The 14,652-nt window shown below is 69.6% G+C and carries 11 protein-coding genes; 4 read left to right on the plus strand and 7 right to left on the minus strand.

The genetic code is table 11. The features are described 5' to 3' along the window. Positions 1-46 precede the first annotated feature (46 nt). From ACIRGA_RS24015 to ACIRGA_RS24035, 5 genes are all read right to left on the minus strand, one after another. A complete protein-coding gene (locus ACIRGA_RS24015; RefSeq protein WP_038507361.1) occupies positions 47-1,192 on the minus strand; it encodes a GAF domain-containing sensor histidine kinase in 1,146 nt (381 codons plus the stop codon). Between the two features lie 14 nt (positions 1,193-1,206). Continuing rightward, positions 1,207-4,443: a thiol reductant ABC exporter subunit CydD gene (gene cydD / locus ACIRGA_RS24020; protein ID WP_400944644.1), complete on the minus strand. Its 3,237-nt coding sequence runs from the start codon at positions 4,441-4,443 to the stop codon at positions 1,207-1,209. Then, positions 4,440-5,447, minus strand: coding sequence for a cytochrome d ubiquinol oxidase subunit II (gene cydB, locus ACIRGA_RS24025; RefSeq protein WP_400944646.1), 1,008 nt, complete (start codon positions 5,445-5,447; stop codon positions 4,440-4,442). The genes cydD and cydB overlap by 4 nt, the downstream gene beginning before the upstream one ends. Positions 5,448-5,825: 378 nt before the next feature. Next, a complete protein-coding gene (locus ACIRGA_RS24030) occupies positions 5,826-7,337 on the minus strand; it encodes a cytochrome ubiquinol oxidase subunit I (protein WP_400944648.1) in 1,512 nt (503 codons plus the stop codon). Between the two features lie 81 nt (positions 7,338-7,418). Then, positions 7,419-8,375, minus strand: a complete 957-nt coding sequence (locus tag ACIRGA_RS24035) for a S41 family peptidase (RefSeq protein ID WP_400944650.1) — start codon at positions 8,373-8,375, stop codon at positions 7,419-7,421. 188 nt (positions 8,376-8,563) lie between these two features. Between ACIRGA_RS24035 and ACIRGA_RS24040 the strand changes: the two genes are divergently transcribed. Beyond that, positions 8,564-9,151 carry a TMEM165/GDT1 family protein gene (locus tag ACIRGA_RS24040; RefSeq protein WP_400944752.1) on the plus strand — a complete coding sequence of 196 codons (588 nt, stop codon included), beginning with the start codon at positions 8,564-8,566 and terminating at the stop codon, positions 9,149-9,151. An 88-nt stretch (positions 9,152-9,239) separates the two neighbouring features. After that, positions 9,240-9,911: a DUF998 domain-containing protein gene (locus tag ACIRGA_RS24045; RefSeq protein ID WP_400944652.1), complete on the plus strand. Its 672-nt coding sequence runs from the start codon at positions 9,240-9,242 to the stop codon at positions 9,909-9,911. A 3-nt stretch (positions 9,912-9,914) separates the two neighbouring features. On the opposite strand, the gene ACIRGA_RS24050 is transcribed toward ACIRGA_RS24045, so the two are convergent. After that, on the minus strand, positions 9,915-10,556 hold the full coding sequence (locus ACIRGA_RS24050; RefSeq protein ID WP_016330607.1) for an IclR family transcriptional regulator: 642 nt from the start codon (positions 10,554-10,556) through the stop codon (positions 9,915-9,917). After that, positions 10,553-11,407, minus strand: a complete 855-nt coding sequence (locus tag ACIRGA_RS24055) for a hypothetical protein (RefSeq protein WP_305016648.1) — start codon at positions 11,405-11,407, stop codon at positions 10,553-10,555. The genes ACIRGA_RS24050 and ACIRGA_RS24055 overlap by 4 nt, the downstream gene beginning before the upstream one ends. Before the next feature lie 85 nt (positions 11,408-11,492). On the opposite strand from ACIRGA_RS24055, the gene ACIRGA_RS24060 reads away from it, so the two are divergent. Both ACIRGA_RS24060 and ACIRGA_RS24065 read left to right on the plus strand, forming a co-directional pair. After that, positions 11,493-12,668: a homogentisate 1,2-dioxygenase gene (locus ACIRGA_RS24060; RefSeq protein WP_400944654.1), complete on the plus strand. Its 1,176-nt coding sequence runs from the start codon at positions 11,493-11,495 to the stop codon at positions 12,666-12,668. A gap of 163 nt (positions 12,669-12,831) precedes the next feature. Continuing rightward, entirely contained in the window at positions 12,832-14,649 is a 1,818-nt protein-coding gene (locus tag ACIRGA_RS24065) for a substrate-binding and VWA domain-containing protein (RefSeq protein ID WP_400944656.1), read from the plus strand. Positions 14,650-14,652: the final 3 nt, after the last annotated feature.

The raw sequence follows: 14,652 nt of genomic DNA on the forward strand, positions 1-14,652 counted from the left end.
GGAAAACGCGGACCGTCACTCTAATGAGCGACCAGGATCGTTAATTTCACACGGTTTGATCGAGCGGAACGTCGAAAGCGACCAAAGTCCCCAGGCTCGGGGAAGAATTGATCGAAAAGCGCCCGCCGGACGTCGTCGCCCGTTCGGCGAGATGCCGGAGGCCGCGTTTGGCGACCCCCTGCGGGACGCCGGATCCGTTGTCCCGCACGCGGAGTTTGACGCCTTCCGCATCACGGCTGAGCGTCACGCGGGTTTCGCTCGCCCCGGAGTGTCTGACCACATTGGACAGTGCCTCGCGCAGGGCGGCCCGGATGTGATCCGCCTGTTCGGCGGGGATGTCGGCGAGTTCTCCGGACAGTTCGAGGGTCGGCGGGTAGCCGAGCAGCTCGCCCGCGATGCGCACCTCGCCCCGCGCGGACTCGGCGAGGTCGGTGGCGGTGACGGTCTCGTTCGCGGGTTCCGGGCTGCGCAGGGCGCGCACGGTGCCGCGGATCTCTTCGATGGTCTGGTCGAGCTGGTCGATCGCCTCGGACAGCCGCGCGCCGTCGGCCTGCGCGAAGCGTTTCCGCATGTTCTTGCGGACGCGGTCGAGCTGCATCCCGGCGCCGTAGAGGCGCTGAACGATGACGTCGTGCAGTTCGCGCGCGATGCGTTCACGCTCTTGGTAGAGGGTCACGCGGTGCCGGGCGTTGGCACCCTCGGCCAGCGCGAGCACCACACCCGCCTGCGCGGCGAACGCGGTGAGCACCTCGACCGTGCTGGCGGAGAACGGCTCCCCGCCGTGGCGGCGGTACACGGTGAGCGCGCCGAGAACCCGTCCGCCCGCGCCGAACGCCGAAGCGGCGAAAGGCCCGAAGCCCTGCAGTTCCGGCGGCACGAACGGCGCCGTGCGGGGATCGACGGTGAAGTCCTCGCTGACCACCGGCTCCCCGCCGCGCGCGACCTGGCCCGCCGCGGAATCGGCGGAAAAAGCCAGCCCTCGCAGGCCTTGGGTGGTGGCTCCGTGCGCGGCCTCGGCGACCACCTGGCCGTCGTCCGCGCGCACCATGACGAGACCGAGGTCGGCCTCGGCCAGTTCGACGGCGCGGGCGACCACGGTCTCCAGCACGTCACCCGGGTCGTCACCGGACAGGGCGGTGCCGGTGATCTCGGTGGCGGCGGACAGTGCGCGCGCGGCAAGCGTGGGATCCATGAGCGCTATCGACATTAGTCCGCTCCGGCCAGTACTCGCCTTGTGACGCGGCCCTCTCGGACCTCCAGGATCACGTCCGCGCCGTCGGCTTCGGCGGCGTGGTGCGTGACGTGGACGACGGTCTTCCCGGCGAGCGCCTCGCCGAGCCGTTCGCGGACGGTGCGCGCGGTCGGCTCGTCGAGGTGGGCGGTGGGCTCGTCGAGCAGGACGAGATCGGCCTGCTCGGCGCCGAGCACGGCCCGCGCCAGCGCGAGACGCTGCGCCTGCCCGCCCGAAAGGCCGGCACCGGCGCTGTCCAGCATCGTCGTGAGCTCGACGTCCTCGAGAACGGCCTGGTACAAGGCATTCCGAAGATCGGCCTCGGACGCCGCCGGCCGCGCGAGACGCAGGTTCTCGGCGACCGTGGTCGAGACGAGCATCGGTTCCTGAGGTGCCCAGGCGACGTTTTCGGGAGCGGCGACGTCTCCCGTGCGCGGCTCGAGGAAACCGAGCAGGGCCGCGATGAGCGTCGACTTTCCGGCGCCGCTCGGGCCGACGACGGCGACGTGCGTACCGGGCGCGATGTCGAGGTCGACCCCGGTGAGGACCGGCTGCTCGGTGCCGGGCCAGCCGAGGTCGGCGTTCCGGATCCGCACCCCGCCGGTGCTGTGAAGAATTTCGCCGTGAAGGACGTCTTCATCGCACGCGGCGAGGCGCAGGCGGGCCTGGCGCAGGGTGTCCCAGTGCTGCGCGGCGGGCGGAAGAAGGGAGAGGACCTCCGCCAGCGCGAGCGGCACCAGGGCGACCACGGGCGCGAGCACCGGGTTCAGCGCGCCGACGGCGACGGCGCTCACGGCCAACCCGGTGCTCACGACGGTGGCGGCCCCCGTCGCCAGGATGATCAGGGCATCGGCCGCTCCGGCACCGAAGGCCTGTCGCCGGGCTTCAGCGGTCAGCGCGGCGTCGGCCGTGGCGATTCGGCGACGTTGCTCTTTGTCGACCCCGTAGGCGATCAGCTCGGCGGCGGCTTCGAACAGGCTCAGCACCTGGGCCGACACCGAACGCCGCCCGGCGGCCAGTGCACTGGTCGCGCGGCGTTCCGCCCGAAGCGCGAGCAGCGGCGCGAACGCGCTGACGAGCACGGCCGCGGCCAGCGCGAGCCCGGCTTCGGGCAGCACCGCGGCCTGGACCGCGACCGCGCCGACGGCCACCAACGCGACCACGACCAGCGGCGTGACCACGCGTGGGAGCAGGTCGCGCACGGTGTCGGTGTCGCCGACGAGCCGCCGCTGCTCCTCGCCCGCCCGAAGCGCTCGTGCCGGCCCGAGCCGCACCAGCGACTCCCACAGCCGGACGCGCAGGCTTCCCGCGATCCGGAACGCGGCGTCGTGCGTGACCAGCCGTTCGACGTACCGCAGCCCCGCGCGGCCGAGACCGAACGTCCGCACGCCGACGATCATCACCGTCAGGGTCAGGATCGGCGGTTGTTGCGACGCCTTGGCGATCAGCCAGCCCGAAAGCGCGGTCAGCGCGACCCCGGCGAGCAGGGCGGCGGCGCCGAGCAACGCGCCACCGAAGAACCGGGGGTGCAGCAGGTCGCGCCAAGGCAGCGGCCTGACCTCCCGCGTTTCCTCCGTGGTTCCAGCCCCGACCGTCATCGATGTCGACATGTCGATACCGGAGCCGCGTTCGTGGGCGGCGATGATCGCGGCGGCGCCGTTGGCGACAGCTGCGCGGACGGCGGTCATGACGCGCGCGGCGTTGACCTCGTCGAGGTGCGCGGTGGGTTCGTCGAGCAGGAGCAGCCACGCGCCCGACCGGACCCGCACCAGGGCCCGCGCCACCGCGACACGCTGGCGTTGGCCCTGCGACAGCTTCGAAACCGGCCGTTCCGCCAGCCCCGTGAGCCCGAGTTCGCCGAGGATGTCTTCGGCGCCGACCTCATCGCGGACCGTGCCCCCGCCGAACACCGGCGATTGCGGCACCCAGGCGACGTTTTCCCGCCACCGCGCCAGATCGGCGTCGGCGAGGTCGGTGCCGTCGATGGTGATCGTCCCGTCGTGCGCCTGCACGAAGCCGAGCAGCGCGGCGAGCGTCGTCGACTTGCCGCCGCCGCTGGGCGCGCGCAGCCAGGTGATCTCGCCGGGCCGGACGCTGAACGTCTCGCCGTCGGGCGCGAATCCGCCGCGCCTGGCGACCCGCAGCCCGCCGACGTGGACCTCGCCCTTGGCCGGTGTCGCGGAACCGTTGGGCGGCAACGGTTCCGCGAGCACATCCGCGACCCGTCGCACGGCCTCGACGCCGTCTTCGCTGGCGTGGAACGCGGCGCCGACCGCGCGCAACGGCTGGTAGCACTCAGGCACGAGGATCAGCACGCCGAGCCCGATGGCCAGCGACAGCTCGCCCGAGACGAGCCGGACCCCGATGACGACCGCGACCAGCGCGACCGAGAGCGTCGCGATCAGTTCGAGCGCGAACGCCGACGCGAACGCGACCTTCAACGTCTTGAGCGTGGTGCGGCGATGGCGTTCGGAGATCTTCCGGACCGTCTCGGCCTGTGCCCCGGCGCGGCGGAACGCGCTGAGGATCGGCAGCGCCCGCACGAGTTCCAGCAGATGCCCGGACAGCCGTTGTTCCGCGTCAGCGGCTTCGGCGACCCGTTCGGCGGTGTGCTTGCCGATCAGGATGGCGAACAGCGGCACCAGCGGCACGGTGATCACGACGAGCAGGGCCGACGGCCAGTCGGCGAACAGGATCGCGACGCCGGCGGCGAGCGGCACGATCGCGGCGGTCACCAGCGCCGGAAGGTATTGGGTGAAGTAGGCGTCGAGCGCGTCGAGTCCCTTGGTGGTCAACGACGTCAGCTCGCCGTGGCCGCGGCGCGCGATCCATTCCGGGCCGAGTTTCAAGGCATGGTCGAGGGCTTTGGCGCGCAATTCCTCCTTCGCGCGGGCGGCCGCGCGAACGGAAACGATCCGCACCGCCCAGCCGGTCAACGCGCGCCCTACGACGAGCGCGAGCAGCGCGGCCAGCTGGACGGTGCGGTCCCCCGGTGTTCCGCGGACGACCGCGGAGAGGACGTCGGCCAGCAGGAACGCCTGTCCCACCAGCAGAAGCGCGTTGGCGAACGAGAGGATCCCGCTGAGGATCAACGCCCGGCGCGCCGCGCCCGAAAGCGGAGCGAGCGCGCCGAGCGGACCCTTCCCCGGTCGCGCTGGGTCCATTGTGGACTCCGTGGCGGAAAGGGTGTCGCGGCCGGGAAGTTCGGTCATGGTGCGTGCACCGGTGGGATGTGCCGGGTGCCGATGCGCTTGCGGAACACCCAGTACGTCCAGCCTTGGTAGATCAGGACGGCGGGAGCGCCGAAGAGCGCGACCCAGGTCATCACGGTCAGGGTGTACGGGCTCGACGCCTCGCCCGCGATCGTCAACGTGTTCGCCGCGTCCAAAGTGGACGGCAGGACGTTGGGGTACAGCGCGACGAAGATCGCGACGGCGGAAGCGGCGATGACCCCGCCGAGCGCGGCGAACGCCTGCCCTTCGCGGCCCAGGCGGATCTTGAACCACGCGAGCACGGCGGCGATGACGGCGACCCCGATGAGGAGCAGCGTCCACAGGTCACCCGAGCGCAGCTGCACGACGATGAGGAACGCGAGCAACGGCAGCAGCGAGACCGGCAGCAGGCGCGTGGCCAGCTTCCGCGCGCGGTGGCGGAGGTCGCCTTCGGTCTTGAGCGCGAGGAACGCGGCGCCGTGGACCAGCGAGAACCCGACGACCGCGATCGCACCGAGCAGCGTTTCGACGCTGAGGGCGGCGAACGGGCCACCGACCCGGTTGCCGTCGGCGTCGAGCGGGAGGCCGAGAACGGTGGTCGCGAGGAGCAGGCCGACGCCGAACGGCGGGACCCACGAGCCGATGCCGATGACGCGGTCCCAGTTGCGGCGCCAGCGATCGGTGTCGACCTTGCCGCGGTACTCGAACGCGACGCCGCGGCCGATGAGGGCGAGCAGGACCACCAGGAGCGGGAGGTACGCGGCCGAGAACAGCGACGCGTACCAGCCGGGGAACGCGGCGAACATCGCGCCGCCGGCGACGATCAGCCAGACCTCGTTGCCGTCCCAGACCGGGCCGATCGTGTTGACCATGACGCGGCGTTCGGTGTTGTCCTTCGCGAGGACCGGCATGAGCATGCCGACGCCGAAGTCGAAGCCTTCGAGGAAGAGGTAACCGAGCCAGAACAGGGCGATGACGCAGAACCAGATCGTTTCGAGGGTCATCGGATGCTCCCTTTCCTGGACCTGGGCTCGGGCTGGGGCTGAAGGACGCTTTCACCGCATGCGACGCGGTGAAGGGAGCCTTCGGGGCGTGCGATGCGGTGAAGGGCCCCTTCAGCCCGCAGCCCGTCCGCGCGCCCTGACGACGCCGTCCGCCATGTCACGAAAGCCACTTTCGGGACATCCAGCGTCGCGAAAGTGGCTTTCGCGACGCCCGCCGTCCCACCCTTCAAACCCCGGTCGCCCTGAGTTATCCACAACCGCCCAAGTTGTCCACAGATCGGCTGTGGGTAACCCGCCTGAGCGATACTCCCGATACGCTGGGTGCGGGGCCGTCCCCCGGGAAGGGCGGGGGGCTGGGTACGTGAGGTCAAGAGGCGATCAGTAGGCGAAGGCCAGCGCGTCGTCATCGCCGTCACCGCCTTTCGAGTCGCTGTTCTTGCTGGTCGAGGCCGGTTTCTCGGGTGGCATGACCGCGTCGACGCCGCCGCGGACGTACTTGCGCATCAGGAACACCTCGACGACGCCGAGCACCGCGTAGACGGTCGTCAGAGCGATCAGCGACGTCCACACCTCGCCTGTGGACAACTTCGAGACGGCCTGCGCCGTGAACATCCACACCCCGTCGACACCGGTCGGGTTCGGCACCACCACGAACGGCTGACGGCCCATCTCGGTGAAGATCCAGCCGGCGCTGTTGCCGATGAACGGGGTCGCGATCCCGCCGAGCACGAGCCACGGGAACCAGCGTTGCCCGGGGATCCGCCCGCGCCGGGTCAGCCACAGCGCGAGCAGCCCGATCCCGGCCGAGATCGCGCCGAAGCCGATCATCGCGCGGAAGCCCCAGTAGGTCACCGGCAGGCTGGGCACGTAGTCGATCGGCTTGCCCGCGAGCGAACCGAGCTGCGGGTCGTCCGGGTAGTTCGTGCCGTATTTCGCCTGATACTCGGTGACCAGGTTCTCCACGCCCTTGACCTCGGTCGAGAAGTCGTTGTGCGCCAAGAACGAGAGCAGAGCGGGCACGTTGAACGTCTTGACGTCCTCGCAGTTCGCGTTCCGGACGTCGCCGATCGCGATGATCGAGAAGCTCGCCGGTTTCTCCGTATGGCACAACGCTTCCGCCGAAGCCATCTTCATCGGCTGCTGCTCGAACATCAGCTTGCCCTGCACGTCGCCGGTGATCGCGAGCACCGCGAACGCCACCACGCCGGTCCAGCCGCCGAGACGCAACGACGAACGCCACACCGCGCGGTGCTCGTCGTCCTCCGAACGCTTGCGCCACAACTGCCAGCCGGCCACCCCGACCAGGAACGCCGCCGCCACCGAGAAGGCACCCGCGAGCGTGTGCGGGATCGCGGCCAGCGCGGTGTTGTTCGTCAGCACCGCCCAGATCGAGTTCATCGTCGGCTTGCCGTCGACGAACTCGACCCCGACCGGATGCTGCATCCACGAGTTCGCCGCCAGGATGAAGTACGCGGACGCCACGGTCGCCAGCGAATACGCCCACGCGCACGCCAGGTGGACCTTCTTCGGCAGCTTGTCCCAGCCGAAGATCCACAGCCCCAGGAAGGTCGACTCGACGAAGAACGCGACGAGCCCTTCCATCGCCAGCGGCGCGCCGAACACGTCGCCGACGAACCGCGAGTACGCGCTCCAGTTCATCCCGAACTGGAACTCCTGCACGATGCCGGTGACCACGCCCATCGCGAAGTTGACCAGCAGGAGTTTCCCCCAGAACTTGGTCATCTTCAGGTACCGCCGGTCACCCGTGCGGACCCACGCCGTCTGCATCCCGGCGACCAGGACGGAAAGCCCGATGGTCAGCGGGACCATCAGGAAGTGATAGACGGTGGTTATGCCGAACTGCCACCTAGCGAGATCGAGAACCTCCACGCCTCAAGCCTGCTCAACGCCCGTTGAGCCCGCCAGTTCAAGTGGTCCCGATCTCGCTAGGACGTAGGTCCCGCGCCCGGCTCAGCCGAGGGCGGCGAGCGCCAGCCGCGCCTCATCGGCGACCTGCCGCCGCGCGCCCGTGTCCCCCAGCGTCAGCACGTGGGCCAGCGCCAACGCGTACGCCGTGTCGAAAGCGGCCTCGACGTCGACGGCGATGTCGGGCTGGACGCCGACGCCTTCCCAGTTGGACCCCGTGACCGGGTTCACGGCCCGTCCACCCGGGACTGTGACATCCAGATGGGTGTCCACTTTGTATTGCTTCCGCGGGTTCGCCCCACCGCCGGTGACGGCGCCGACCGTTTTCGCCCGCCCGAGTTGCTGCAGCGAGTAGCTCAGGTCCTCGGCGCCGGAGAACGTCGTCGGCCCGGTCAGCACCCACACCGGCTTGTCCGGGCCGAACTTGCGGCCCGGTACGTACGGCAGCGTCCAGAACTGGTTGGTCACGTCGCCGTCGCGCAGATAGATGCTGTTGAAGTGGACGGGCTCGTCGCCGACCAGGTAGCTGATCAGCAGCGCGACCGTGGACGGGTCGCCGCCCCGGTTCTCCCGGACGTCGATGAGCAGCGCGTCGGTGGTCGCGAGCAGCGTCATCGCCGCGGAGAGGGCCTCACCGGCACTATCCGGCGCGTAGAAGAGCTTGGTCTCCAGGTAGCCGACGTTCCCGGCCAGCCGCCGCGCCGACGTGATGCCGTGGCAGTTCAGCTCCGCCTCGCGCCGGAACTCCTCGGGATCGAACGACTCCCCTTCCGCGTCGGGCAGCGGTTCGACGTGATGACGCAACCGCAGATGCTTGTCCCCGTTGACCGACTGCAGATCCTGCGTGACCGCGACGGCGAACGCCTGATCGTCGAGCCCCGCGTACGCGCCGTCACTCAGCCTCGCCCGTAAGTACACGGTCAGCTTCTCGGCGACGTCGGGGAACACGTAGTGCTCCTTCAGGCGCCTGCACACGTCTTCGATCCGCGCTCTCTCGTCCATGGCCGGCGACGCTACCAGTGAAGCCTGAAAAAAGAATTCGGTTTGCCGAAGACTCATTTCCGCCCGGCCGAGGAATACAATTCGCCCGCACATGCCGTCCGATTCGGAAAAACCATCAGCTTGCCTTTCTCTGAATCGCCCCTTTATCGTTGCAGTGAAAGGGGTGAAGAACCATCATGTCTAGCTCGATGCTGGCGCTGATCAGCGCGTTCGGCCTGGTCTTGGCGGTGGAACTGCCGGACAAGACCCTGGTCGCGACTTTGGTTCTCACCACCCGTTTTCGCGCGTGGCCGGTATTCGTCGGGGTCACCGCCGCATTCGCCGTGCAATCCGCGATCGCCGCCACCTTCGGCAGTGTGCTCGGTTTGCTGCCGGAAGCGCTGGTGACCGCGATCGTCGCCGGCATGTTCGGTATCGGCGCGTACATGCTTCTCCGCGAAGGGTTCAGTCCCGCCAAAGACGGCGGAGAGGACGCCTCGCGTTCCGGTCCCGGCCCCGCGACCTTCCTCCGCTCCGCGCTGACGTCGTTCGGCGTGCTGTTCGCCGCCGAGTGGGGCGACGCGTCCCAGCTCGCGACGGCCAGCCTCACGGCCCGCTTCGGCAACCCGTTCGCGGTCGGCCTCGGCTCCTTCGTCGCACTGGTCGCCGTCGCCGGTCTCGCCGTCTTCATCGGCGCGAAGGTGCGCAGCCGGATCCGTCCCAAGCTCATCCAGCGTGTGGCGGGCTTCGTCTTCGCCGGTTTCTCGCTGTTCGCATTGGCCCAGCTCGCCTTCTGAGGCGCACGGGGTTTTCACAGGTTCGCCGGGTAACCTTTCGGGAACGAAAAGGTGAACACCCGCCCCGACTTGCCTGGAGAAACCGGTTGTGACCTCGTCGAAGACCCTCGCGGCCCGCGCCGTCTCCCCCGTGCACGGCAGGCTCGCGATCTTCGGCATGGCCGTGGCCGTCGCCATTTCGATCGATCTGCACCTGAGGCTGTCCAGCCAGGTCAGCCCGATCTGGCAGACGCTGTCCGAGTACGTCTACGGCTACCTTTCGCCCGGTTCGACGGCGGCGCCGCTGTTCGGCGCGATGTGCCTGGCGCTGGGCTTCGGTTCGCTCGCGCTGCTCGGCGGGATCGCCAAGGCGCACCGCCAGGGCTACGAATCCGTGCTCGTCCTGCTCGGCGTGTGGTGCGCCGGGCTGTTCGTCCTCGCGCTCGTCCCCGTCGACCCCGAGGGCCAGGCCCGGTCGCTGGCAGGCCAGATCCACAACTACGCCGCGCTGGCGGCTTTCCTCGCGCTTCCCGCCGCCGCCTGGTTGCTGACGCGGCCGGGCCGCGCGCGGTGCCCGTGGGAGCCGCGCCGCACGACGATCCGGCGGCTTTCGGTGGCCAGCTTCGCCGCGGTGGTGATCGTGCTCGGCGGCTTCGTCTGGACGATGCTCACCGGCCCGTCGCACCAGGAGGTCACGCTCGGCCTGTTCGAGCGGCTGCTGTTCGCGGTCGACCTCACGCTGTTGGCGACCATGGTGCGCCCGCTGCTCAGCCACCGCTGAGAGCTATTCGGGCTGCTTCAGCACCTCGGCCAGCCGGACGGCGGCCGCCACGACCGCGGGCCCCACCACGGAGGCGTCCAGCGGTTCGAGGGACACGACACCCACGCTGGCCTTCAAGCCCGGCACCCCGCGCACGGGCGCCGCGACCCCGGAGGCGCCCGCCTCCAGCTCACCCGACGAGGTGACCCAGCCTTCGCCGCCGCCGGGACGCAGCGTCATCGCCTTGCCCGCCGCGCCGGCGGACAGCGGATGACGGGTGCCGACGCGGTAGGCGACGTGGAAGCTCGTCCACGACGGTTCGACGACCGCGACGGCCTGCGCCTGATCCCCTTGCGCGACCGACAGGTGCGCCGTCGCGCCGACCTTCTCCGCCAGCTCGCGCAGGACCGGCCGCGCCGCCTCGCGCAGCTGCGGGAGGACCTGCCCGGCGAGCCGGAGCAGGCCGACGCCCAGCCGCACTTTGTTGCCGTCGCGCCACACCAGTCCGCGTTCGGACAGCGGGACGAGCAGCCGGTAGACGGCAGCCCGGCTCGCGCCGATGGCGACGGCGAGTTCGGAGATCGTCGCCGCCTCGCCACCGGCGTCCGCCACGGCCTGCAACAAGGCGAGGCCCCGGTCGAGGGTGAGTGACCCTTCGCGGGTCACAACAACCCGAGTTCCCCGAGGTCGGCGACCGGCTCGTCGAACGAGGCCGCCGCGTAAGACGCGAAGAGCCCGCGAACGGCCTTCGCCGCCTCGTCCGACATGCCCTTGGCCTCGGCGGCCAGCGCGGCGCCGTCGGTCGTTTCGAGGGCCGCGCGCACGTCGCCGCCGGAGAGGCAGCGCGCGGACGCCACGATCAGGTTCAGGAACCCGTGATGGGTGAAACCGCTCGACTCCTCGGTGTGCCGGACGGCGCGGTGCAGGCTGTTCGTCGCCTTGAACGACGCCCCCGTCGAGCCGCTGACCACGGCGAGGAAGTCGGCGACCTCGTCGACGCTGGGGAAGTTCTCGCCTGCCTTGCCGCCGCAGCGGATCTTCGGCCAGCTGCCGTGCTCGATCACCTTCCGCACGCCGTCCAGCCAGCCGACGCCGCGCCGCGGCTCGACCACGCGGATGACGTCCTCGGGCACGAACTCGGACACCCGCTCCAGCCAGACCTCGTCGACGTCCGACGGCGCCGGCATCTCCACCATGCGCAGGCTGAGGATCTCGCTGCGCGATTCGACGATCGAGATCGCCTTCGGGACGCCGCCGAGGCCGGTGTCGATGATCAGCGACAGCGGCAGCGGTTCCTTGGGTTTGATCTTGATGAGTTCGGTGATGAGCTCGGGCAGCCTCGACGCCTGGCACAGGAACACACCGAGGACGCCGGAGTGCTCACCGGCCCTCGACGCGAAGTGCGCACGCAGCGCTTCGGGCATGGACGCCTCACCGGGCGGGAACAACGCCGAGTCGTCGACGAGCCGCGCGAACAGGGGAGGGATTCCTCGGGGGCCGGGTGGCGTGAGTTCCACAGCGCTTGACACGACTGACACGCTAGTAGCGTACGACATCAGGACAAAATCGTTCGCACAACGGACACGTTCCGGGGAGATTCCGATGCCTTACTACCGGCAGGTAGGCGAGATCCCGCACAAGCGCCACACGGCGTTCCGCAAGCCCGACGGTGGCCTGTACGCCGAGGAATTGATGGGTGTCGAGGGCTTCTCGGCGGACTCGGCGCTGCTCTATCACCGCGGCCTGCCCACCGCGATCGTCGACGCCGTCGCGATCGAGGACGAGCGCGGCCCGATCACCCCGAACCACCCGCTCAAGCCCCGCGCGTTCAAGACCCAGGACCTCAAGTTCGGCGACGCCGACGCGGTCACCGACCGGCGGCAGCTGTTCGGCAACTCCGACGTCACCATCGGCTTCGTCCACGCGACCAAGCCTTCGCCGCTGTACCGCAACGCGGCAGGCGACGAGCTGTTCTACGTCCAGGGCGGCGGCGCGACCGTCGAGACGATCTACGGCTCGCTGGAGGTCGGCGACGGCGACTACCTCGTCATCCCGACGTCGTGCACCTATCGCGTGCTCCCGCACGACGACGACGGGGTCAAGCTGCTGACCATCGAGGCGCGCGGCCACATCGGCCCGCCGAAGCGGTACCTGTCGGCGAAGGGCCAGTTCCTGGAGCACTCGCCGTACTGCGAACGCGACATCCGCGGCCCGTCGGAGCCGCTGGTCGTCGACGGCACCGACGTCGAGGTCCTCGTGCGGCACCGCGCCGGGCTGACGCGCTACACCTACGCGACCCACCCGTTCGACGTCGTCGGCTGGGACGGCTGCCTGTACCCGTGGGTGTTCAACATCGACGATTTCGAGCCCATCACCGGCCGCGTGCACCAGCCGCCGCCCGTGCACCAGACGTTCGAGGGCCCGAACTTCGTGGTCTGCTCGTTCTGCCCGCGCAAGGTCGACTACCACCCCGAGTCGATCCCGGTGCCGTACAACCACGCGAACGTCGACTCGGACGAGCTGATGTTCTACGTCCGGGGGAACTACGAGGCGCGCAAAGGCTCCGGGATCGAGGTCGGTTCGCTCTCGCTGCACCCGTCCGGTTTCACGCACGGGCCGCAGCCCGGGGCGGCGGAGGCGTCGATCGGGGCGCAGTTCTTCGACGAGACCGCGGTCATGGTGGACACCTTCGCGCCGCTGGATCTCGGCGAGGCGGCCGACGCGTCGGAGGACCACGGCTACGCCTGGACCTGGTCCGGCCGCGGCCCCGGCGCCTAGCGACCCCGCATTTAGTCCTCTAATGCGTGCCCAGCGCATTCAGAGGACTAAATGCGGCAGGGGTGGCGGGATAAGTACCGCCACGGCCGCAACGGTTCGGCAACGCCAAGCCGGGCAAGGCGAAACCTCCGGATAATCGGTGTTTCTCACCGGGAGGTTCTCCATGGTCGTGAATCCAGGGCAGTCCCGCGGCGGCCGCAAGGTCCTGGCGTTCGTGGCCGCGGCGGTGGTCGCCGTCGGCTTGATCATCGGCCTGCGCGCGATCACGAGCGACTCCGGCGAGGAGGCCGTGGAAGCGAAGTGCACGACGGGTGACGCGGTCAAGCTGCAGGTGTCGTCGTCGCCGGAAAAGGCGGGCGTGGTCGCCGAGATCGCCAAGGGCTACAGCGGCCGCACGGTGGCCGGGCGCTGCGTCGACGTGCTCGTGCAGTCGAAATCGTCCGGCACCGCGATGCAGGCGCTGTCCCGCGGCTGGAACGAGGCGGTGGACGGCCCGCGCCCGGACGTCTGGACGCCCGCCGCGTCCGGCTGGGTGAATCTGCTGCGCCAGAACCTCACCGGCACCGATCACCCCGCGCTGGTGCCCGAGGGCGACCCGGAATCGGTCGCGAACGCGCCGCTGGTCGTCGCGATGCCGAAGCCGATGGCCGAAGCGCTCGGCTGGCCAGGCAAGGGCATCGGCTGGAAGGATCTCGCCGCGCTCGCCACGGATCCGCAGGGCTGGGCGAAGTACGGCCATCCGGAATGGGGCAAGTTCCGGCTGGGGAAGACGAATCCGAACATCTCGACCTCCGGCCTCAACGCCACCATCGGCGCCTACTACGCGGCGACGGGCACGTCTTCGGACCTCACCGCGAACGCGCTCGCGAAACCCGAGGCGCGCACGTTCGTGCAGAACGTCGAGCAGGCCATCGTCCACTACGGCGACAACACGCTGACGTTCCTGACGAACCTGCAGAAGGCCGACGACCGCGGCGCCGCGATGTCGTACATCTCGGCGGTGACGGTCGAGGAGAACTCGCTCGTCGGCTACAACCAGGGCAATCCCACGAACGATCCGGCGAAACGCGGCCAGCACGCGCCGCCGAAGGTGCCGCTCGCCGGGATCTACCCGAGCGACGGCACGCTCAACTCCGACCACCCGTTCACCGTGCTGAACTGGGCCGACGACGTCCACAAGCAGGTCGCGGCGGATTTCCTCGCGCATCTGCGGGGCGCCGAAGCGCAGCAGAAGTTCAGCGACATCGGTTTCCGCACGTTCGACGGGAAACCCGGCTCGCAGACCACGAAGGAGAACGGCGCCGAGCCGGACTCGAAGCTCAACCTGATCCGCCCGCCGAGCCCGCCGGTGCTGACCGAGGTGCTGAAGTCGTGGAAGGACCTGCGGAAGAAGGCGAACGTGCTGCTGGTCGTCGACGTCTCCGGGTCGATGGGCGACAGCGTCGGCGGGACCGGCAAGAACAAGATGGATCTCGCGAAACAGGCGGCCGTGGCGTCGTTGCCGCAGTTCAGCGACGCGGACAAGGTCGGGCTGTGGATGTTCTCGACGAAACTGGACGGCGACAAGGACTACGCCGAACTCCGGCCGGTGTCGCCGATCGGCGGCGAGCCGGGCAGGCAGGAGCTGGCGTCGCGGCTGAACGGGCTGACCCCGCAGAACGGGACGGGGCTCTACGACTCGTCGCTCGCGGCCTACGAGTTCATGAAGCAGCGGCTGGATCCGGACGCGATCAACGCGGTCGTCGTGCTCACCGACGGCCGGAACGAGGATCCCGGCGGCATCGATCTGCAGAATCTCACCGGCCGGTTGCGGACCGAGGGCGGCGGTGAGGCGGTGCGGCTGTTCACCATCGCCTACGGGTCGGACGCGGATCTGAACGTGCTCAAGGAGATCGCCGAGACCACTCAAGGCGTCGGGTACGACTCGTCCAAACCGGACTCGATCGACCAGGTCTTCACCGCCGTGATCTCGAATTTCTGAGAT

The organism is Amycolatopsis sp. NPDC102389 (assembly GCF_044765885.1).
In the GTDB taxonomy this organism is placed as follows: domain Bacteria; phylum Actinomycetota; class Actinomycetes; order Mycobacteriales; family Pseudonocardiaceae; genus Amycolatopsis.